Source organism: Aggregatilinea sp., from assembly GCF_036822615.1.
GTDB lineage: Bacteria > Chloroflexota > Anaerolineae > Aggregatilineales > Aggregatilineaceae > Aggregatilinea.
The window spans coordinates 25,225-45,407 of the sequence record NZ_DAISHJ010000021.1 but is presented as its reverse complement, the minus strand read 5'-3'; the positions used below and the strand labels follow the sequence as shown (position 1 = coordinate 45,407).

The 20,183-nt window shown below is 63.7% G+C and carries 17 protein-coding genes; 8 read left to right on the top strand and 9 right to left on the bottom strand.

What is annotated here, in order from left to right; all coding sequences use genetic code 11:
• Nucleotides 1-205 precede the first annotated feature (205 nt).
• A complete protein-coding gene (gene tkt, locus V7116_RS09115) occupies nucleotides 206-2,215 on the top strand; it encodes a transketolase (RefSeq protein ID WP_324391597.1) in 2,010 nt (669 codons plus the stop codon).
• A gap of 408 nt (nucleotides 2,216-2,623) precedes the next feature.
• Here tkt and V7116_RS09110 read toward each other — a convergent pair whose 3' ends face one another.
• The 4 genes from V7116_RS09110 to V7116_RS09095 form a co-directional block, all read right to left on the bottom strand.
• Nucleotides 2,624-3,460 (bottom strand): CoA-transferase, encoded by an 837-nt coding sequence (locus V7116_RS09110; protein ID WP_324391596.1) that lies wholly within the window; start codon nucleotides 3,458-3,460, stop codon nucleotides 2,624-2,626.
• A complete protein-coding gene (locus V7116_RS09105) occupies nucleotides 3,460-4,155 on the bottom strand; it encodes a zinc metallopeptidase (RefSeq protein WP_324391595.1) in 696 nt (231 codons plus the stop codon). The genes V7116_RS09110 and V7116_RS09105 overlap by 1 nt, the downstream gene beginning before the upstream one ends.
• 189 nt (nucleotides 4,156-4,344) lie before the next feature.
• Nucleotides 4,345-5,592 (bottom strand): S41 family peptidase, encoded by a 1,248-nt coding sequence (locus V7116_RS09100; protein WP_324391594.1) that lies wholly within the window; start codon nucleotides 5,590-5,592, stop codon nucleotides 4,345-4,347.
• Nucleotides 5,593-5,729: 137 nt separating this feature from the next.
• Entirely contained in the window at nucleotides 5,730-6,533 is an 804-nt protein-coding gene (locus V7116_RS09095; protein ID WP_324391609.1) for a CoA transferase subunit A, read from the bottom strand.
• A 516-nt stretch (nucleotides 6,534-7,049) separates the two neighbouring features.
• Between V7116_RS09095 and V7116_RS09090 the strand changes: the two genes are divergently transcribed.
• Entirely contained in the window at nucleotides 7,050-7,469 is a 420-nt protein-coding gene (locus tag V7116_RS09090) for an ester cyclase (protein ID WP_324391593.1), read from the top strand.
• Between the two features lie 158 nt (nucleotides 7,470-7,627).
• On the opposite strand, the gene V7116_RS09085 is transcribed toward V7116_RS09090, so the two are convergent.
• Nucleotides 7,628-8,773, bottom strand: coding sequence for a citrate/2-methylcitrate synthase (locus tag V7116_RS09085; protein ID WP_324391592.1), 1,146 nt, complete (start codon nucleotides 8,771-8,773; stop codon nucleotides 7,628-7,630).
• 414 nt (nucleotides 8,774-9,187) lie between these two features.
• Here V7116_RS09085 and sdhC point away from each other — a divergent pair, with 414 nt between their 5' ends.
• From sdhC to V7116_RS09055, 6 genes are all read left to right on the top strand, one after another.
• Nucleotides 9,188-10,189, top strand: coding sequence for a succinate dehydrogenase, cytochrome b556 subunit (gene sdhC / locus V7116_RS09080; protein WP_324391591.1), 1,002 nt, complete (start codon nucleotides 9,188-9,190; stop codon nucleotides 10,187-10,189).
• A gap of 24 nt (nucleotides 10,190-10,213) precedes the next feature.
• Nucleotides 10,214-12,013 carry a succinate dehydrogenase flavoprotein subunit gene (sdhA, locus tag V7116_RS09075; RefSeq protein WP_324391590.1) on the top strand — a complete coding sequence of 600 codons (1,800 nt, stop codon included), beginning with the start codon at nucleotides 10,214-10,216 and terminating at the stop codon, nucleotides 12,011-12,013.
• A 30-nt stretch (nucleotides 12,014-12,043) separates the two neighbouring features.
• Nucleotides 12,044-12,802 carry a succinate dehydrogenase iron-sulfur subunit gene (locus tag V7116_RS09070; protein ID WP_324391589.1) on the top strand — a complete coding sequence of 253 codons (759 nt, stop codon included), beginning with the start codon at nucleotides 12,044-12,046 and terminating at the stop codon, nucleotides 12,800-12,802.
• Nucleotides 12,803-13,001: 199 nt separating this feature from the next.
• Complete coding sequence (locus V7116_RS09065; protein WP_324391588.1) at nucleotides 13,002-13,619, top strand: deoxynucleoside kinase; 618 nt, start codon at nucleotides 13,002-13,004, stop codon at nucleotides 13,617-13,619.
• 153 nt (nucleotides 13,620-13,772) lie between these two features.
• Nucleotides 13,773-14,396 (top strand): hypothetical protein, encoded by a 624-nt coding sequence (locus V7116_RS09060; protein ID WP_324391587.1) that lies wholly within the window; start codon nucleotides 13,773-13,775, stop codon nucleotides 14,394-14,396.
• A gap of 282 nt (nucleotides 14,397-14,678) precedes the next feature.
• Nucleotides 14,679-15,680: a diacylglycerol/lipid kinase family protein gene (locus tag V7116_RS09055; RefSeq protein WP_324391586.1), complete on the top strand. Its 1,002-nt coding sequence runs from the start codon at nucleotides 14,679-14,681 to the stop codon at nucleotides 15,678-15,680.
• Between the two features lie 83 nt (nucleotides 15,681-15,763).
• Here V7116_RS09055 and V7116_RS09050 read toward each other — a convergent pair whose 3' ends face one another.
• The 4 genes from V7116_RS09050 to V7116_RS09035 all read right to left on the bottom strand — a co-directional run bounded on the left by V7116_RS09050 (nucleotide 15,764) and on the right by V7116_RS09035 (nucleotide 20,011).
• Nucleotides 15,764-16,792: a sensor histidine kinase gene (locus V7116_RS09050; protein WP_324391585.1), complete on the bottom strand. Its 1,029-nt coding sequence runs from the start codon at nucleotides 16,790-16,792 to the stop codon at nucleotides 15,764-15,766.
• An 8-nt stretch (nucleotides 16,793-16,800) separates the two neighbouring features.
• The gene (locus V7116_RS09045) at nucleotides 16,801-17,709 is read right to left on the bottom strand and encodes a helical backbone metal receptor (protein ID WP_324391584.1); all 909 of its coding nucleotides are present in this window, start codon (nucleotides 17,707-17,709) and stop codon (nucleotides 16,801-16,803) included.
• Between the two features lie 200 nt (nucleotides 17,710-17,909).
• The gene (locus V7116_RS09040; RefSeq protein ID WP_324391583.1) at nucleotides 17,910-19,187 is read right to left on the bottom strand and encodes an adenylosuccinate synthase; all 1,278 of its coding nucleotides are present in this window, start codon (nucleotides 19,185-19,187) and stop codon (nucleotides 17,910-17,912) included.
• A 158-nt stretch (nucleotides 19,188-19,345) separates the two neighbouring features.
• Nucleotides 19,346-20,011, bottom strand: coding sequence for a Type 1 glutamine amidotransferase-like domain-containing protein (locus V7116_RS09035; protein WP_324391582.1), 666 nt, complete (start codon nucleotides 20,009-20,011; stop codon nucleotides 19,346-19,348).
• Nucleotides 20,012-20,183 lie beyond the last annotated feature (172 nt).

Here is a 20,183-nt window from a genome sequence, read left to right as displayed (position 1 = left end):
GAGTTCATAAGAGCAGTTGAGCGGCGCGCTTTCGTACGGGAACGCGCCGCTTTTTGTGCCATCCAACACCCGGGAGGTGTGACCTCCGTGCGTTGCAAGTCCTGGTCCGCGCATTATACTCTCTGTCCGATGAGCACCGACTGACCCACTACGCGATCCGCAGGCAAACAACGGGCCTGCTAAGAGACAGTTACGGAAGGAACCCATGTCTGAATTCGACCAAAAAGCGATCAACACCATCCGGATGCTGGCCGTCGATGGCGTACAAAAAGCCAACTCCGGTCACCCGGGCATGCCGATGGGCGCTGCACCGATGGCCTACGTGCTGTGGACGCGCTACCTGAAGCATAACCCGCACGATCCCAAGTGGATCGACCGCGACCGCTTCATCCTGTCGGCGGGCCACGGCTCGATGCTGCTCTACTCGCTGCTGCACCTGACCGGCTACGACCTGCCGCTGGAACAACTCCAGCAGTTCCGCCAGTGGGGCAGCCTGACCCCGGGCCACCCCGAATATGGCCAGACGGTGGGCGTCGAAGTCACCACCGGGCCGCTGGGCCAGGGCTTCACCAACGGCGTGGGCATGGCGATCGCGGAGGCGCACCTCGCCGCGACGCTCAATACCCCCGCGCACAAGCTGATCGATCACTACACCTACGCGATCGTCAGCGACGGCGACCTGATGGAAGGCATCACGTCCGAGGCGGCATCGCTGGCCGGGCATCTCAAGCTGGGCAAGCTGATCTACCTCTACGACGACAACCACATTTCGATCGAAGGCAGCACGGGGCAGGCGTTCACCGAAGACGTCGGCGCGCGCTTCGCCGCGTACGACTGGCACGTCCAGCGCGTCGCGGACGGCAACGACATCGATGCGATCGACGCAGCCATCCGCGCGGCCCAGGCCGTCACGGATAAGCCGTCGCTGATCATGGTCCGCACCACGATCGGTTACGGCAGCCCGAACAAGGCCGGAAGCGCCAAGTCGCACGGCGAACCGCTCGGCGTGGACGAAGTGAAGGCCACCAAAGAGGCGCTCGGCTGGCCGCTGGAACCGGCGTTCCTGATCCCCGGCGATGTGATGGAGTTCTACCGTCAGGCGGTCGAAAAGGGCAGCGCCGCGCAAGCCGCATGGCAGCAGGAGCTGGAAGCGTGGAAGTCCAGCGCCGCGCCGGAACAGGTCGCCGCGTGGGATAGCATGTTCGGGGATCTGCCGGGCGATTGGACCGCCGATCTGCCGGACTTTGCCGACGCCAAGCCCGTCGCCACGCGCGTGGCGTCCGGCCAGGTGATGAACGCGCTCGCGCCGCATCTGCCCGGCTTCATGGGCGGCTCGGCGGACCTCGAACCTTCGACCAAAACCGAACTCAAGGGCATGGGCTGGTTCAGCCCGGAAACGCCCGAAGGCCGCAACCTGCACTTCGGTGTGCGCGAGCACGCGATGGGCGGCATCGCCAACGGCATGGCCGTGCACGGCGGGCTGATCCCCTATACCGCAACCTTCCTGATCTTCTCCGACTACATGCGCCCGACGATCCGTCTGGCAGCGCTGAGCCACTACCCCACGATCTTCGTGTTCACGCACGACAGCATCGGTCTGGGCGAAGACGGCCCGACGCACCAACCCATCGAACAGACCATGTCGCTGCGCCTGATCCCGCACCTTGAGGTGATCCGTCCCGCCGACGCGAAAGAAACGGCGGGCGCGTGGGTCCGCGCGATCAAAAACGCGCATACGGGCCACGCGACGGTGCTGCTGTTCACGCGCCAGAATCTGCCCGTGCTGGACCTCGATCCGCAGGCGGTCATCGACGGCGTCGATCGCGGCGCGTACGTCGTGTCCGAGGCGGACGGCGGCCAGCCGGACGCGATCCTGATCGGGACCGGCTCGGAAGTCGAAATCGCCATGAACGCGCAGAAACTGCTGGCCGAGCGCGGCGTCAAGGCGCGCGTGGTGAGCATGCCCAACTGGGCGAGCTTCGAAGCGCAGCCGCAGGACTATCAGGACAGCGTCCTGCCGCCGCAGGTCAAGGCCCGTGTGGCGATCGAGGCGGGCGTGACGACCGGCTGGGAGAAGTGGGTCGGCACGGAAGGCGCAGTCGTGGGCGTGGACCGCTTCGGCGCGTCGGCTCCGTACAAGCAGATCTACGCGGAATTCGGCCTGACGGCGGCTGCCGTCGCAGAACAGGCGCAGAGCCTGCTCGAAAAGGCGTAGTAGCAGCGGTTAGCCGTTAGCGATTAGCGTTAGCCAGAAGCTAAAAGCCAAAAGCCTATCGCGCCGCACATATCCCGTGAAATACAAAGGGCAGGTCCGCGTGACCTGCCCTTTTTGCGTGTCCGTTTCCTGGGTGGTATGACCGCGACCTCACCCCCGGCCCCTCTCCAATCTGGGTTGGAGAGGGGAGACAAGCAAAATCCGGTGGCCCGGTAGGGGCAATTCATGAATTGTCCACAAACACAGGCGGCATTTTCCCCTTCCCTCCGCTTGCGTGGGGCCGGGGGATGGGGGCGTAGGGGCGTATAGCGATACGCCCCTACAAGAAACTGCGTACGGCAGGGAATAAAAAATCGGGCGGGTTAGAAACCCGCCCCTACAAAATCGCGTTAAATTTTGCCTGTCGCCTCAATCCAGCACGCCCTCGGCGGCGAGGATCGCGCGCAGATGATCGCGCCGCGCGGCCCCGGCGAGCGTCTCCAGGCGGCGCACCGCCAGCGGATCGATCTCCTCGCGCAGCAGCCGGATCTCGTCCGGTGTGGGCGGCGGCGTCTCGTGCAAATCGGGCGCGGCGTCCAACTCGAAGCCAGTTTTGGCGCGCACGCGCTCGATCGTCGCGCCGGGGTGCAGCGACGTCAGCCGCATACGCCCCCCGGCCCAGTCGAACTGCCCCAGATCGGAGATCAGGTAACACGGGCCGTTACCTTGCGTGCGCGCGGGGCTGTGCCCCAATCCGCTGACGTAATCCACCCGCGGTACGAACACCGCGCGCGAATGGCGCGGCACGTACATATACATCTGCGTGGCGTGCGTGGACACGTCGGGGATGCCTGCCGCGCCGGGCAGCCGCAGCCGGGGCGCGGCGTAATTCTGCCCGATGGCGAGGTTGTTGAAGTTGCCCGCCGCGTCCACCTGACCGGGGCGGAAAAACTCTTTCGGGGCCAGCGTGGGCAGCAGGTCCGCCGCCAGCGACACGAAGCTGGCATGGGCCAGCGCCTTGCCCAGCCACAGCGCCTCGGCGCGCGCAATGCCGACCGGCGCGGCCTCCAACACGAAGCCCTGCCCGATCGCGGAGGCGAAACACGCGTTTGGCGCGTGCGTGCGCTGTGCCAGGATGTAACCCGCCGCAACCAGCGGCGTTGCCATGCCTTGAGCAAGCAAATCGCCGTCGTGCACCTGCCTTGAGATGCAGACGGCGATCAGCTCGTCAAGCGTGTAATCCGCTGCCGGATGTAATGCCGCCATCAGTCGCGGCGGTTGCCGAAAACCAGCGACGCGTAATACATCAGGGTCAGCAGCGACGTGAACACAGCGGCCACGTACGTGAACGCGGCGGCGGTCAGGATCGCGCGCGACCCGCTGCGGTCCTGCGCGGTCGCCAGCAAGCCGTTCTGTTCCAGCATCTTCAGACCGCGACGACTGGCGTCAATCTCGACCGGCAGCGTCACGACCGTGAACAGCGTCGCGCCCGCGAACAGGATCAGGCCGATCATCGCCAGCCCGGTCGCGTTGAGGAACAGCCCCGCGATGATCAGCAGGATGCCGATCGACGGGCCGAACTGCGCGCCCGGCAGCAGCGCCGTACGCAGACCCATCAGCAGGCTGTTCTGCTGGTGCTGCTGGACGTGTCCCAACTCGTGCGCGGTGACGGCCATCGCCGCCACGGAAGGCTGCATCGCCACGCCCTGCGACAGACGAACCACGCCGCGCTGCGGATCGAAATGGTCGCTCAACTGCCCGCCGGTCACTTCGACCGAGATCGGTTCGATGCTGCCGCTGCGCATCAAGATCTGGGCCGTATCCTGGCCGGTGACGCTGCGGCTGTTGGCCGTCTGGCCCCACTTCCGGTACGCCGACTGAATCCACATTTGCGCCAGGCCGGTGATCACCAGCGTTGGCAGCATCACAAACAAGAGGTAGTTCGGATCCCAGTAAAACATCGTTCCTCCAGTACCAAGATCGCTGAGAAAACCCCAACACAACCCGGTGAACGGGGTCCGCGAGCGTCTCGCCCCGGCGGACCACACGTCATTTTAAACGCAAACTCCAAGAGTAATTATCCCACACCTTGGGGGGTTCCCCTATCAGAGCAGGATAAGAAGCGCGTAGGAGCCGGGTAAGAAACGCGCCTAGGGCTGTGCCGTCACGACAGGCTCAGCGACCGTCGGCTGGACCGGCTCGCCGGTGCGCAGAATCGTCAGCGCCGCTTCAAGCTGCGGATCGGGCATCGTCGCGGGATCGTAAACTTCACCCGCTGCGATCTCGAACGGCACGTTCACGTCGGGATCGATGCCTACTTCACTGACGGAGCGCCCGCTGGGCGTATACCAGCGCGACACCGTGATCCGCACGCCGCCGCCGTTGGACAGCGTGTGCCACGTCTGCACGGAGCCTTTGCCGAACGTCTTAGTCCCCACGATCGTCGCGCGGTGGTTGTCCTGCAATGCGCCGGCGATCAGCTCGGAGGCGCTGGCGCTGCCCGCGTTGACCAGCACTACCATCGGCACGTCGGGCGCAACGGCGTTTTCGAGCGCTTCGTACGTGCGCTCGCGCTCGGGGCCGCGCTCGGTCACGACCGTGCCTTCTTGAATAAACGCGCTGGCGACTTCGATCGCGGTGGTCAGATAGCCACCGGGGTTGCCGCGCACGTCGAGGATCAGGCCCTTGAGGTGGTTGGCGTCAATCGCTGCCAGTGCGTCGCGCAGCTCCTGCGAGGAGCCAAACTCGAACTGGCTCAGCCGCACGTACCCGATGTCGCCGTCCAGCACGTCGTACGTGACGCTGGCGACGGTGATTCGATCGCGCGAGACCTCGAAGTCGAGGATCTCGTCCACGTTGGGCCGCTTGATGCCCAGATCGACGTTGGTCCCGGCAGGGCCGCGCACCTGCGCGATGATCTCGTTCTGGTCCAGGCCGGTGATGTCTTCGCCGCTGACCTCCACGATCACGTCGCCGGGCAGCAAACCCGCCGCCTGCGCGGGCGAGCCATCCATGATCGTCACCAGTTCCAGGCCGCCGGTCGCTTCATCGGTCCGCACCGTCGCGCCGATGCCTTCATACTCGCCGCTCATCGACTCGTTGATCTGGTTAAATGTCTCGGGGTCCATGTAGCCGGTATGCGGATCGCCCAGCGATTCCAACATGCCGTTCAGCGCGCCTTCCATCAGCGTACCGTCGTCCAGCGCATCGACGTAGTTATCATGCAGCAGCGTCCAGGTTTCCCAGAACGGCGTAAACAGCTCGTCCGTGCCGGTCGGCGATCCCGACTGCGCGCGGACGGCGGTGCTCGGTTGGTGCGTGCCGAGCACATATCCCACTACAAACACTGTTACCAACGCGGTCAACACCACGCTGACCGTCGCCGTCTTCCGATACAATCTCAGCCCATGCATTATGACCTTGCTCCGTTGCTGTCTATTCTTGCGTAAGATTATACGTCCAATCATAGACTCAGTGGATAAATACTGCATGAGACCTTACACAAGAAGGCGGAAAAACCGGATGTGGGGGTGTATCAGGAAACACCGGTGAGGCGATTCACGTACGCAGCGAACTGGCCGTCGGTGCAGGCGTCCATATACCGCAGGATTTCGCCGCCCGCCACGGGGTAATCGGGGTAACACGAGGTCGGCCACGCGCCGCGCGGCGCTTCGACCACGCCCGTGACCAGCAAGCCGGGTAGATCCGCGTCATCTTCGAGCCGGTCCACCACGCGCTCGGCGGTGACGATGACGTGCTCCGCGACAACGCACAGTTCCGGATCGATGCCCAGATTTTTGTTCAGGCGCGCGTTGCCGTGACGATCCACGACCAGCGCGTGCACCACGGCGACATCCGCCGCGATCGCCGGAAACGCGATCAGCTCGTCGCCGCTGTACGGATCGCGCACGGTCTTCACGTCGGGCCGCAGCCGGGGCAGATCGGTCCCCTGCCACGCGTGGGACGGCATGAAGCCCACGCCCGCCATCCGCGCGCGGATGCCCATGGCGATGCTGGCTTCGGTTTCTTCGATCACCTGGAGGCTGCCCGCGCTAGCCGCCTGGGTAAACATCGGCGCGAGGCCGAACGCTTCCAGGCCGAAGTAACAGGTCCGCGTGCGCGCCACGCAGCCCGCGCCAACCAGCAGATCGGATTCGTATCCGGCGGTGAACGCCAACAGGGTGAGATCGGTAGGGGGATGGGGCTGCCGCAGCAGTTCGGTGACAAAAGCCACCGGGCGGCGGTAGAGCAGGTTTCCGCCGAGCGCTAGGGTCATGCCCGGCTGGACGAGGCTCGCCGCCTCCGCCAGAGACACCCGGCGATCCGGGTCCAGGCGCATTTTAGTCACGATGCGCGCGTGCTAGAACAGCCCCGGAAGCAGGACGCTGCCGGGCAGCGTCGCCAGTTGCATCGCGCCAGCGGCCAGGCCGACCAGCAGCACCAGGAACAAGAACGCGCCGACGACACGCTTCAACATAACAGCCTCGATGGATCTAATGAACGGATGTGGTGGCTCACACCACGCAGCACTTATACCAGCCCCGGCCCGAAAAGTCCAGACTCCGCGAGGCAGCGGCGGACAAAAGCATGCCGGGCATCCGGTTTCCAAGACTGTGTCGCGCCGGAACATCCCGAAGGCCGCGCGCTGCCGAGCACCGGCTTGAGTGAAACCCCGAAAGCATCTGCACTGGCCTATCGTCTTTCATTAGAGCGTGAAATATCTCCCGATGTTGAAGTTCCGCGTGTAAAGGCATACACTTTCCATTGTAGCATATCCGCTATGCGTAGCATTGAGAATCACCTTCCGATATCGAAATAATTCCCTTACCGAGATATGGATAAAAAGGAGCATAAAATGTCTACCGAACAGAATAAAGCATTGGCCCGGCGCCTGGTTGATGAGGTATTGAACAGAGGCAATCTGAATGTAATTGACGAGATCATCTCCCCCGACTTCATTGAGCACGAAGAACTTCCCCCCGGCATGCCGTCCGGTCGTGACGCGCCCAGAGCAATGTTCGGTATGCTGCACAGTGCTTTCCCAGATTTTAAAGCCACCATCCAACAACTGATCGCCGAAGGTGACAAGGTGGTATTTCATATGACGTGGACGGGCACTCAGCAAGGCGAGTTTATGGGGCTTCCCGCCAGCGGCAGGCGTGTGTCGTTTGACGTCATCGATATTGTTAGCATTGTTGATGGCAAGGCCACCGAGCATTGGGGCATCATGGACCGCGCGAAGATGCTGGAGCAGCTTGGCGCAATGCCCGGATAACGGCTGGCGTCAGGCGCCTGACGCGAGTTGGTGAATCTCCGCGCTCGTTGGGGCGAGGCCGCAGGTGAAGTTACCTCGCCTCCCCCGCGCAAAAAAGGGGCGCATCCGCGGATGCGCCCCTCCAAATCCATGAATGGGGTACGCCGTGATGGGCGGGATTACCGCTCGTCGATGGGCGTCCAGATCTGATCGACCGGGCCAACGTAGGTGCCGCGCGGACGGATCAGGCGGTTGTCGTGCCACTGCTCGATGATGTGCGCCGTCCAGCCAGCCACCCGCGACATGGCGAACAGCGGCGTCATCATGTCCGTCTCGATGCCGATGGCGTCCAGCACGATCGCGCTGTAGTAGTCCACGTTCGGGAACAGCTTGCGCTCGATGAAATACTCGTCGGCCAGGGCCAGTTCTTCGAGTTCCATCGCCACGTCGATCAGCTTGCAGTTCTGGGTGTAGTCGCACAGCGCTTCGGCGTGCTGCTTGAGCACCGTCGCGCGCGGGTCCATCGCCTTGTAGACGCGGTGGCCGATGCCCATGATGCGGCGGCCCTTGCCCTTGACCTCGCGCTCGAACCATTCCTTCGTATTGCCGAAGTCCGCGATCTCGTTGAACATGCGCATCGCCGCTTCGTTCGCGCCGCCGTGCTTGGGCCCCTTCAGCGAGCCGATCGCGCCGGTGATGGCGCTGTACATGTCGCCGTCGGTGCTGGTGATCACGCGCGCGGTGAAGGTGCTGGCGTTCATGCCGTGATCGGCCAGCAGCACCAGATAGACGTTGAGCGCGTCGATCTCAGTCTGGTTCGGCTCGTGCCCCTTCAACATGTAAATGAAGTTTTCCGCAATGCCCATGTCGTCGCGCGGCTCAAGCACCGGCTTGCCGGACCGGATGCGCTCCCATGCGGCCACGATGGTCGGCATCTTGGCTGTCAGGCGCATCGCCTTACGCAGATTCGCGTCGGGGCTGTTGTCTTCAGCGGCGGGATCGTACAGGCCCAGCGCGGAAACCGCCGTGCGCAGGACGGCCATAGGATGCGCGCTCACCGGGTAGCGGTAGATGCCTTCGATCTCGTCTTCGGGCAGACACATTTCGTCAACGAGTGTCGCCTTGAACCGTTCCAGCTCGACCTTGTTCGGCAGCCGGACGTTCCACAGCAGGAAGATGATCTCCGAAAACGAGGCGTGCGCCGCCAGGTCGAGGATATCGTACCCGCAGTAGGTCAGCTTGCCGATGTCGCCCTGCACGCGGCTGAGCTTCGTATCGGCAATGACGACACCTTCCAAGCCTTTTTTCTGTTCTGCTTCTGCCATGTGTGTGTGTACTCCTTAAAAAGCAGTTGGTAGAAACCAGAGCGTAAAAAACTTCCCGCAGTTCGCCTGACGGCGGGAAAGGGTGAAGCGCTGAAATGCCACGTGGGGAATCTAGCTTGCCAGAAGGCTTCGTCGTCGATGAGGTGCTGGACAGGCTATCGTTTGAGCATAGTCGCTTCAATGCATAGAGTATATCATCGGATTATTTTGGCAACAAACGATCTTAGTAAATCGTGATTAATAGTTCCCTTGAGATACCGATCGTGAAGGGTAAAATGGGAGAAAAAGCAGCAAGAGTTGGCCGGACTGCCGCGTATAGAGTATGATAACGGCTATTATGGCAGGTAAGCTCACCTGTTCTTCTCTTCCACCACTGTCGCACCACACAGAAAGGTTGATGGAGGCCTAGCCATCATGGCGACTCTCGTTACAACCGTTACCGAAACGCTGCGCTATCGCGGCAAGTTAGGTCAGTGGAGCTGGGTCGGTCACCGGCTTGCGGGCCTGGGCACACTTCTATTTTTAACCATGCACGTGATCGATACATCGTGGGCGGCCTTTTTTCCTGACCAGTACGAGGACGCGATCCGGCAGTACCAAAGCCCGTTGTTCACTATTGGTGAATTTCTCCTGATCGCAGCGGTCGTTTACCACGCATTCAACGGCCTGCGTATTATTTTGTTCGACTATAAACCAGAGTGGTGGGAGCACCAGTCGCGCGCGGCGTGGATTGTCTTCGGCGCGAGCGCGATCGTGCTTGCACCCACGTTCCTCCTCATGTTCGGCCACGTGCTCGATTTCTACGACGGCGAACACGACATCGCGTCACTGGAAGAAATACTCAAAGTGCAGTCCCAGTTCGTGCTGGGCTTTGTCGTGATCATCGTCGTCGCGCTGGTGCTGTCCGCGTTATACGGCGCGATCAAACGCAGCAGCGGGCAGTTCAACATGCCGGGCCAGGCCGAAGGCTTCATGTGGTCGTTCATGCGCTTCTCCGGCATCCTGATCCTGCCGCTGGCGTTCGGCCATCTGGCGATGATGCACGTGATCCAGGGCGTGTTCGACATCACCGGCAGCGGCCTGACCGTGGTCGGCACGGACATCGTGAACCAGAGCGGCACGGCGGTCGAGTTTGTCGGCGCGCGGTGGGATATGCTGGTCGCGGGGGTGGCGATCTGGCGCATTTACGACGCCATGCTGCTGGCGCTGGCCGCCATTCACGGGTTCAACGGTCTGCGCTACGTGGTAGACGATTACGCGCACAGCCCGATGGTCAACCGCGCGCTGAACTGGGCGATCCTGTTCGGTATGATCGCGCTGATCGTCGTGGGCGCGGCGGCGCTCATCAGCGGGGCGGACGACGCCGCGTTCAAGATTGCCTCCGATAGCGTGGCAGCGGTCCAGGGCGCGCACTAATGCAGGGACCAGTCGAGGACTAACATGCAAACACATCAATTTGACGCAATTATCGTAGGTGCGGGCGGCGCAGGACTCATGGCCGCACTTTATGCCTCGCGCGGCGTCAAAACCGCCGTCATCAGCAAGCTCTACCCGACCCGCTCCCATACCGGCGCGGCCCAGGGCGGCATCGGCGCGGCGCTGGGCAACCTCGAAGAAGATCATCCCGAATGGCACGCCTTCGACACGGTGAAGGGTGGCGACTACCTGAGCGATCAGGACGCCGCGCTGCGTCTGGCGGAAGAAGCCGTCAGCGCCGTGATCGAGCTGGAGCACCTGGGCCTGCCCTTCGACCGCACGCCCGACGGGCGCATCTCGCAGCGGCGCTTCGGCGGGCACACCAGCAGCTTCGGCGGGCAGCCGGTTCGCCGCGCGTGCCACGCCGCCGACCGCACTGGCCACATGATCCTGCAAACGCTCTACCAGCAGTGCATCAAAAACGACGTGATGTTCTTCGATGAATACCACGTCATCGACCTGCTGCGCGGCGCGAACGGGGTCGTGGGCGTGGTCGCGGTGAACATCGACGACGGCGAGCTGCACATTTTCCACAGCAAGGCCGTCCTGTTTGCGACCGGCGGCTGGGGCCGCGTCTGGGAGATCACCAGCAACGCCCTGACCCTGACCGGCGACGGCACGGCGCTGACCTACCGGCGCGGCGTGCCCATGCAGGACATGGAATTTTTCCAGTTCCACCCGACCGGCCTGTATCCGATGGGTATCCTCATCACCGAAGGCGTGCGCGGCGAGGGCGGCGTGCTGCTCAATGACCGGGGCGAGCGCTTCATGGAGCGCTACGCGCCGAGCATCAAGGACCTCGCCAGCCGCGACGTGGTATCGCGCGCGATTTACCTGGAAGTCCGCGCGGGACGCGGCATCAAGGGCAAGCGCTACGTGCACCTGGACGTCACGCCCGAAACGGTCAACCGTTATCTGGCCGAAGCGGGCGAAAGTCGCCGCATCACCGCCGAGTACGTCGAACAGAAGCTGCCCGACATCCTTGACTTCACGCGCACGTACGTGGGCGTCGATCCGGTGAAAGAGCCGATGCCGGTCCAGCCCACCGCTCATTATGGCATGGGCGGCATCCCCACCGATCTCGAAGGCCGCGTGATCATGGATGCGCAGCGCACGCCGCTGCCCGGCCTGTACGCGGCGGGCGAATGCGCCTGCGTCAGCGTGCATGGCGCGAACCGGTTGGGCACCAACAGCCTGACCGACCTGATCGTGTTCGGGCGCGCGGCGGGCAAGCACATGGCCGACTACTGCAAAAACGTCGATTTCGAGCCGCTGCCTGCCGACGCGGGCCACGAAGCCGGGGCGGAATTAGAGCGCATTCGCCAGTCGAGCGGGTCGCGCAAGCCGTACCAGATCCGCTCCGAAATGCAGCAGATCATGATGGACCACGTGAGCGTGTTCCGCACCGCCGAGGGCATTCAGGAAGCGATCGATAAGGTCCGCACGCTGAAGGCAGAATGGCAGAACGATCTGGCGATCGACGACCGGGGCAAGCGCTTCAACAGCGACCTGCTCGAAGCGTGGGAGCTGGGCTGTATGCTCGACATCGCGGAAGTGACGGCGGTGTCTGCCCTGGCCCGCGAAGAAAGCCGCGGCGCGCACTCGCGCGAGGACTTCCCCAAGCGCAACGACGAAAAGTGGATGGTGCACACCCTGGCCTACCCCACCGACGACGGCGGCATCCGGCTCAATCACGACAAAAAGGTCGATATGACCCTGGCCGAAAAAGATCCGCGCTTCAAGCCCAAGGAACGCGTCTACTAAGTCCGAGCCACGAGTGCAAAAGAGGATACAATGCGGGCTATATTGCGAATCCGGCGCTTTAACCCGGAGAAAGACAGCAAGCCTTACTGGGGGGAATATACCCTCGAAGACATCCAACCGACCGACCGTGTGCTCGACCTGCTGAACCGCGTGAAGTGGGAGCAAGACGGCACGCTGGTCTACCGGCGCTCGTGCGCACACGGCGTCTGCGGCTCGGACGGGATGCGGATCAACGGCGTCAACCGGCTGGCGTGCAAAGTGCTCGCCAAGAGCCTGACCGACGGCGACGGCGACGCGCACGTCCAGATCGAGCCGATGCTGGGCATGAAAGTGCTCAAGGATCTGGTCGTGGACATGGAGCCGTTCTTCGCGCACTATCGCGCGGTGCTGCCGTACTTCGTCAACGACACGCCCGCGCCCGAAGATGGCCGCGAGCGGCTGCAAAGCCAGGAAGACCGGGAGGTCTTCGACGACACGACCAAGTGTATTCTGTGCGCGTGCTGCACGACGAGCTGCCCCAGCTTTTGGGCCAACGGCGACTACGTCGGCCCGGCGGCGATCGTGCAGGCGCACCGCTTCATCTTCGACAGCCGCGACATGGCCGCCGACAAGCGTCTAGACGTGCTGGCCGAGCCGGACGGCGTGTGGCGCTGCCGCACGATCTTCAACTGCACCAACGCCTGCCCGCGTGACATCGAAATCACGCGCGCCATTGGCGAGGTCAAGCTGGCAACGCGGCGCGGCGTGGAAAAGCAGCGCGAGGTCATGCGCAAGGAACACGCCAAGTAGCGGACCGCTCGACCTGATTGGATAACACATCACCGTAGGGGCAATCGTGCATTGCCCCTACGTATCTCAGGGCGGGACTTGCTCCGCCCGTGGGGCGAAAAGCCGGGTAGGGCAAGCCCCTACCCCTACGAAAATACAACCACCGATCACCAGCACAGCCGGAACCCCGGCTGCCAACACAGCTCGGAGACACTCTAAAATGCTCGTCCTCCTCGAAGGTAACATCGCAGCGGGCAAATCCACCCTCGGCGTGGCGCTGGCGCAAAGCGCTCATTTCCAGTTCGTACCGGAACCCGTCGCGCACTGGCAGACCGGCTTCGCCGCCAACCTGCTGGAACGCTTCTACGCCGATACGCCGCGCTGGGCATTCACCATGCAGATCGGCGCATTCGTGACGCGCGCCCAGATGGCCGCGCCGCCCGCCACGGATGGCGCGATCGCCGTCTTCGAGCGCTCGGTGTACTGCGACCGCTACGTGTTCGCCAAGAATCTGCACGACCAGGGCACGATGGACGAAACGGAGTGGGCGGTATACTGCCACTTCTGGGAGCACTTCACCGCCGCCATGCCCGCGCCGGACGCGATCCTCTATCTGCGCACGCCCGCCGAAGAATGCCTGCGCCGCCTGCAAATCCGGGGCCGGGCGGAAGAAAAAGCGATCCCGCTGGCCTATTTGCAGCAGCTCGAAGCCTGCCACGACGAATGGCTAGGCGGCCCATCGGCGCACGGCATCCCCGTCCTGACGCTGGACGGCGCGCAAGCCTGGACCGCGGATGACGTCGCGGAGCGCCTCGCGCAGATCCTGCCCACGCCCTAACGCCGCTTTCCCTACGCTGCCCGGCAAAATGTGGAGCGCGCGGGCCGTGTGCGCTACACTGGATCGTGATGCGCCCACGTGGGGGGAGTATGGAAATAGGATCTGCCCGGCGGAGCCGCCGCCAGGGCGGGTTGGGAATCAGGGTAGGATCGCATGTCATACCGCCGCTCAGGGCCTTCCCCCCTACTAATCGTCATCTTCGTCGCCGCGGTCATCTTCGGCGGTTATTACGTGTGGGATGGGTTCCTCCGTTTTTTGGAGGACCGGGGCAACATCACGGCAGAAGTCACCCGCGCCGCGCTGATCACCTCGACCGCCAACTTCAGCACGCAGCGCCCGACCTTCGCCGCGCCCGCCACCTCGACCTCGCTGCCGCCATGCGAGTGGTTCATCATCATCGTGGAACGCGCCGTTTACCGCGAGTGCCCCAGCCAGAATAACGACGAGTGCCCGCGCGTCGATACCATCCCTTACGGCAATCAGGTCTGCGTTTATGGCCGCTCCATCGACAACCCGGAATGGTACGAGATCAACCTCAACCCGGACGGCGCATTCACCGACATCGTCTACATGCACGAGAGCGTGATCGAAGCGCTGGAGCCGACGCCGAAGCCGACCATCACCTTCACGCCACCGCCGACCATCACGCCGCTGCCCAGCGAGACGCCTACACCGACCGTGCCGGTGACACCCACCGAGACGCCCAACCCGGCCACGCCGCCCACCAACACGCCCATACCCACGCCGACCGCCAGCCCACGCCAAATCGTCATATAGCCGTTATAATAGGGGCAGCGGGAGCTGAGCAACGGCTCAGAGATGCACTGTCAGGATGCTTACCCACCGTTTCGCAAGACCGTGCAACACGCGAAGACGCGCAGCGTATAGTATACTTAGAATGGTCTTACTAAACGGTTCATCCTCAAAATCCGGCCCAACGATCAAAGGCTCTTAGCAGCCTTTCTTGCATTCTCCTACTGGGGGAACGTGCCGGAAATGAGGGTTACAGTCACTCTCAACCAGAAGTTACAAGCTACGCCAGGGCGGGACAAAAACCCCATGACCGATCAGGAATTGACTCCGGTAGCCGCACCCAAGCACGTATTGGCTATCGTCAATCCGGCTTCCGGCTCCAAGCGCGGCGCAGACGTCATCGAACGGCTGCGTGAAATCACACGCCCTCGGATCACCCTTCACATCACCACGCCGAACTTTGACTTCACCTCAGCCATCGCGGAGGGAGTCGCCAATGGAGCGGATCGTATCCTGCTGGCCGGAGGCGACGGCACGCTGATGGAAGGGGTGTCCGGCGCGCAAAATGTGCTGGGCGAAGCAATGCTGCCGTTTTCGTGGGTTCCGGTTGGCACGGGCAACGTCGTATCGGGCTTCCTGGGCCTGCCGCACCGGCTCGATCCGGCGCTGCGGCTGGCGCTGGGACCGGGCGTCATCCGGCGCGTCGATCTGGCGCGCGTGGGCGAGCGCTGCTCGGTGCTGCGCGTCTCGACCGGCTTCGAGGCGGACGCAGCCTACAACGTCACCCGCGAAGACAAGGACCGCCTGGGGGTGCTGGCCTACGCCATTCCCGGCATCAAGTCGCTGCGGCAAACGAAGCCGATCGAATACCTGATTTCGCTGGACGGCCAGCCGCCGATTCACGTCGAAGGCATCATGGCATTCGTGACGGCGACCGGCGCGCTGACCTGGATCAACGGCCTGTCGGTGATCAACGAGGCGATCCAGCCCGACGACGGCCTGCTGTACGCGGGCGTGCTGCGGCCCCTCAACGCCGGGCGCGTGTTCAACAGCGTGACCAATCTCGTCGCGGGCAGCGGCTTTCCGCCCGAATCGATCATCTACTTCTCGGCGCGCAAGCGGATCGTGGTGGACTGCGTGACGCCGCAGCCCACGCAGATCGACGGCGACCCGCTCGGCACGACGCCTATCGTCGCGGACTTGATGCCCAAGGCGCTGCCGATCGTCATCTCGCGCAGCCGCAGACGGTTGCCGCTCAACCTCGAATGGCTGATCCAGGATCACAACGTGCAGCACAACGGCGAGTAAATCCGGGCGGTGTGACCGGCTGGTAAAAAAACAGGGGCGCTCCGTGATGAAGCGCCCCTGTGGTTTTTCGCACGGGGAAATCGTTATGGCTCGCGCGCGGGCACGGTGAAGCGGAAGGTGCTGCCCCGGCCCGGCTTGCTTTCGACGGCGACCTCGCCGCCGTGTTTTTCGACGATCGCCTTCACGATCGCCAATCCCAGGCCGCTGCCCTCGATGCGCCGCGTCTCCGTCGACACGACGCGATAGAACCAGTCAAAAATGTAGGGGATGTGCTCCGGCGCGATGCCGATCCCCTCGTCCTCCACGGCCACGACCGCCGCTTCGGGCGCAGAATCGATGCGGACGCGAACCGTGCCGCCGTTGGGCGAATATTTGATCGCGTTGCTGACCAGATTCACGATCGCGCTGGACAGGCGGCGCTCGTCGGCCATCACGCGGCAGCCGTCGGGCGCGGGCAGCAGCTCCACCGCGACGCCGCGCCAGATGCGGTCGCTCTTAAGCTGGTCGATGGCCGCGTCCGCCAGCTCGTTCAGCTCGACCTCATCCAGTTGTAAATCCTCGCCCGCTTCAAGCCAGGTCATATCGACCAGCTCGCTGACGATGCGCAGCATGTGATCCATCGTGTGCTGCGCGCGCCGCGTAAATTCGTCCTGGCGGGCGTTCAACGATCCGGCGGCCAGCACCACGTCGAGCGCCATGTGCGCCGACGCGATCGGGGTTTTGAGCGTGTGGATGATCGTGCCCATCTGGAGCGCAAGCTGGCCCTTGGCGCGATCGTCGGGGGCGACTGCCGAGGCCAGAATCGCCACGCGCCCGATCTCCTCCACGGCGATCACGCGCCCCTGGTAGATCGCGCCGCCGGGCAGAATCAGGTTGCGCACCTCGGTGCTGCCGTCGCCCGCATAGCCCAGAAGGGTCGCCCGGATCGGCTCAAGCGCGGGCAGGTTGTCGAGCGTGCGCCCTACCACGCCCGCCGCTGGAGTGTGAAAAGCCGTCTCAGCCGCGGGATTGAACATCACCACGCGGCCAGCGCCATCGCAGGCGACCACGACATCGGAGACGCTGCGACACAGACTCTCCAGACTGCTTGGCTGGACGTTCTCAAGCGGCATAGCTACCCTCATTCCCCCAGAATCAGCGCCGGAAGATCGCGCAGCGCGTACGCCGCGCGCGTGCCATGCCATGTCAGCAGCGAGCCGTCGATCAGGTGAACGCGCCCGCTGCGAGCCGCTGGAATATCGAGCGCGCGAATCGCGTCGGCATTCTCGGCGGTAAAGGCATACGGCTCGTCCGGCAGCAAAACCAACTCCGGCTGCGCAGCGACAACCTCGTCCAGTGAGATGCGCGGATAGCGCCGGTCACGCCCAGCAACCTGCGGATCATCCGCCGGGAGGGGATCGCCTTCACCCAGGTCGGCAGCCAGCGGAAACTGGCGCTCGCGGTCGGCAAACACGTTCACGCCGCCGCAAACCCGCAGCACGTCGTGCGCATAGGTGTCAGCATTGAAAGTCATCCAGGGGTCACGCCAGATTGGTGCAAAAGTGGGGACGAGCGGCGCATTTCGAGTGGCAGCCAGGGTGTAGTCGTAAGCCCGCTCGATTTCATGCACGCGTGGAACCATCACCGTATGGTCGAACACATCCATGATGGTCCAAAGCAAATTCAACACATCTGCAATGGAGCGCGGCCCCGTTACCCACACTGGGATATCCGCAGCTTGCAGACTTTCTGCATCCTCGCGCCGGTTCTCCTCGTCGTTCATGAGCACCAAATCCGGCCCCAGACGAACGATAGCCTCGATGTCTGGATTTTTTGTTCCCCCTACCCGTGGAAGTAACTGTACACCCGATAGAGGGCGGACGCAATAAGCGGTCACACCAACGAGGCGCTGACCAAGATCCAGGTCAAAGAGGGATTCGGTGAGGCTGGGGACCAGCGACACGACGCGCTGGGGCACAAAATCGACCGGGGACGCAAACTGCCAGTGGTATGCTTCTGGCGGAGAATCGGACTGCGGTGCATCGTCCATCAAAGACTGCCTCCTTACAGGCGTCAGGAGCTGTGATGGCTTTTGCACGCGCGCCACACCGGGCAGCATCACCGCCCCGCCTGGCCCCTTTCCGCAGTGAGGTGGAAAAGGGCCAGAAATGGGCAGTCAGGTGAATCGCCCGGCAAACACGTCACGGGGCGAACCGTCAAAAGCGCAGAACAGGCTCCGGCCTATTCCTTTTACCGCACGATCGCCTGCTCGCGCTCCGGGCCAACGCTGATCACGCTGACCGGTGCGCCCGCCAGCGCTTCGACACGCTCCACGTAGCGCTGCGCGTTGGTCGGCAGATCGCGGAAGCGGCGCAGGCGGGTAATTTCGGTTTGCCAGCCGGGCAGCGTCTCGTATACCGGGACAACTTCATCGGTCGCAGCGGTGTCGAGCGGCAGCGTCGTGACGCGGCCCTGCGGCGTGTCGTAGGCGGTGGCGATATGCAGCGTATCCATCCCGCTGAGCACGTCGAGCTTGGTCAGCACCAGTTCCGTGACGCCGTTGACGCGCACGGCATAGCGCAGCGCGACCGCGTCCAGCCACCCGCAGCGGCGCGGGCGGCCCGTGGTCGTGCCGTACTCGCTGCCGACTTCGCGCAGGCGCTGGCCGACCTCGTCGTCCAGTTCGGTCGGGAACGGCCCGTTGCCGACGCGCGTGCAATAGGCTTTCGACACCGCCACCACGCGATCGACTTCCTGCGGGCCGAAGCCGAGGCCGGTGATCGCGCCGCCCACGGTAGCCGAGGAGCTGGTGACAAACGGGTAATGGCCGTGATCGATGTCGAGCAGCGTGCCCTGCGCGCCTTCGCACAGCAGACGCTTGCCCGCGTCCAACAGCGCGTGCACGACCTCGGTCGTGTTGTGCAGATAGGGCGCGAGCCGCTGCGCCGCTTCGTAGTACTGCGCCATCGAATCTTCCGCGTCGATCGGCTCCAGGCCGTAGATATCGACCAGCACGCGGTTGGCCTGTTCGATCTGGGCGCGCACAGCGTCAACAAACGCATCGGGATCGGCCATCATGCCGGTCAGGATGCCGGTGCGCTCCGCCTTGGCGCTGTAGGCCGGGCCGATGCCGCGCTGCGTGGTTCCGATCGAGCCCGATCCCAGCGCGCGCTCGCTCGCGCCGTCCAGTGCGATGTGCGCCGGGGTGATCACGTGGGCGCGCGGGCTGATGTGTATGCGCGTCGAGGAAACGTCGACGCCCTGGCCCACGAGCATGTCCAGTTCCTCGACCAGCCGCAGCGGGTTGATCACCATCGCGCTGCCGAGGATGCACGTCAGGTGCGGGTGGATGATGCCCGACGGCACGAGGTGCAGCCCAAAGCGCCGCGCGCCAACCCGGACGGTATGTCCGGCGTTGTCGCCGCCCGCATAACGCGCCATCGCGTCCGACTGTTCGGCCAGCCAATCCGCGACGCGCCCCTTGCCTTCATCGCCCCACTGGGCGCCGATCAATACCGTTACGGGCATGCTACTTCTCCCCCTGGCTAAAACGCTGCACAATCCGCGACCGGGCTTTACAGCCGGGTCGCCGCATTCACCGCCGCCGGACTACCCCTGCGGCGCAGAACCGGAGTCTGCCACATGCGAGGGCAGCCCGCCATGTCAGTTCGGACAGGGGCGCGCCGTCACACGCTCGATCCGGGATGGCCGAGCGACACGGTAACCTGCTGGTTGCCCCATACTTCGATCTCGCCCTGCGGCCCGAAGGCCATCGCCGCGCCCGCCGAAAGACCGAGGCCGTACGCTTCGGGATGGCGGTGCACCATGTCGCGCAGGCTCTCCGCCTGATCGGCGCTGTAACCGGGCATGACCAGCGCACCCTCGATCCACCCGATCCCCGGATGGATCATCGTGCCGCGCACGTCATACGAGGCCAGCACCCCGGCGCTGTCGCCCACGGCGTAAATCGTCGCGCCGCGCCCGAACGCTTCTTGCATCGCGTTCAGCACCACGCCAGACAGCGCATCGGCCAATACGTCCACGTTGGGACCGCCGCCGAGGATGATCACCCCGGCCTCGTTGATCTGGCGAAACAACACGTCGTCTTCTTCGGTCAGGATATCGACCAGATAGCCCGTGCGCGCGCCCATCTCTTGCAGCGAGTCCATGTGCGCGTCGGCGTCGTCGATGCTGCCCGCCGCCCAAATATAAGCAATCGGCCCCTGCGAGTGGGTCCGCACCAACACGCGCGCCTCGATAGACTGCACGTCCTCCGAGAGCACCGCGCCTCCACCGGAAACGACCAGCCAGCCGCCCCCGCTCCGCCAGCGAAAGATGTTCACCTGCGGCATAGGTTACGTGTTACCTTCCCCCAAAAAAGTGATCAGCGATCAGTAGTCCATGTTCGGTACAAGCCCAGGCCGGATGCGGTGCGGTTCTCGATGTAACCTCACCCCCGGTCCCTCTCCAATCAAGTTGGAGAGGGGAGACAGGCACGATTACGCGATCCGTCGGGGCGGGGCT

Bases quoted from the DNA above. Each gene is read 5' to 3' on its own strand.
- tkt (WP_324391597.1), top strand. From the start codon at position 206: ATGTCTGAATTCGACCAAAAAGCGATCAACACCATCCGGATGCTGGCC.
- V7116_RS09110 (WP_324391596.1), bottom strand. From the start codon at position 3,460: ATGGCGGCATTACATCCGGCAGCGGATTACACGCTTGACGAGCTGATC.
- V7116_RS09105 (WP_324391595.1), bottom strand. From the start codon at position 4,155: ATGTTTTACTGGGATCCGAACTACCTCTTGTTTGTGATGCTGCCAACG.
- V7116_RS09095 (WP_324391609.1), bottom strand. From the start codon at position 6,533: ATGCGCCTGGACCCGGATCGCCGGGTGTCTCTGGCGGAGGCGGCGAGC.
- V7116_RS09090 (WP_324391593.1), top strand. From the start codon at position 7,050: ATGTCTACCGAACAGAATAAAGCATTGGCCCGGCGCCTGGTTGATGAG.
- V7116_RS09085 (WP_324391592.1), bottom strand. From the start codon at position 8,773: ATGGCAGAAGCAGAACAGAAAAAAGGCTTGGAAGGTGTCGTCATTGCC.
- sdhC (WP_324391591.1), top strand. From the start codon at position 9,188: ATGGCGACTCTCGTTACAACCGTTACCGAAACGCTGCGCTATCGCGGC.
- sdhA (WP_324391590.1), top strand. From the start codon at position 10,214: ATGCAAACACATCAATTTGACGCAATTATCGTAGGTGCGGGCGGCGCA.
- V7116_RS09070 (WP_324391589.1), top strand. From the start codon at position 12,044: ATGCGGGCTATATTGCGAATCCGGCGCTTTAACCCGGAGAAAGACAGC.
- V7116_RS09065 (WP_324391588.1), top strand. From the start codon at position 13,002: ATGCTCGTCCTCCTCGAAGGTAACATCGCAGCGGGCAAATCCACCCTC.
- V7116_RS09060 (WP_324391587.1), top strand. From the start codon at position 13,773: ATGTCATACCGCCGCTCAGGGCCTTCCCCCCTACTAATCGTCATCTTC.
- V7116_RS09055 (WP_324391586.1), top strand. From the start codon at position 14,679: ATGACCGATCAGGAATTGACTCCGGTAGCCGCACCCAAGCACGTATTG.
- V7116_RS09050 (WP_324391585.1), bottom strand. From the start codon at position 16,792: ATGCCGCTTGAGAACGTCCAGCCAAGCAGTCTGGAGAGTCTGTGTCGC.
- V7116_RS09045 (WP_324391584.1), bottom strand. From the start codon at position 17,709: ATGGACGATGCACCGCAGTCCGATTCTCCGCCAGAAGCATACCACTGG.
- V7116_RS09040 (WP_324391583.1), bottom strand. From the start codon at position 19,187: ATGCCCGTAACGGTATTGATCGGCGCCCAGTGGGGCGATGAAGGCAAG.
- V7116_RS09035 (WP_324391582.1), bottom strand. From the start codon at position 20,011: ATGCCGCAGGTGAACATCTTTCGCTGGCGGAGCGGGGGCGGCTGGCTG.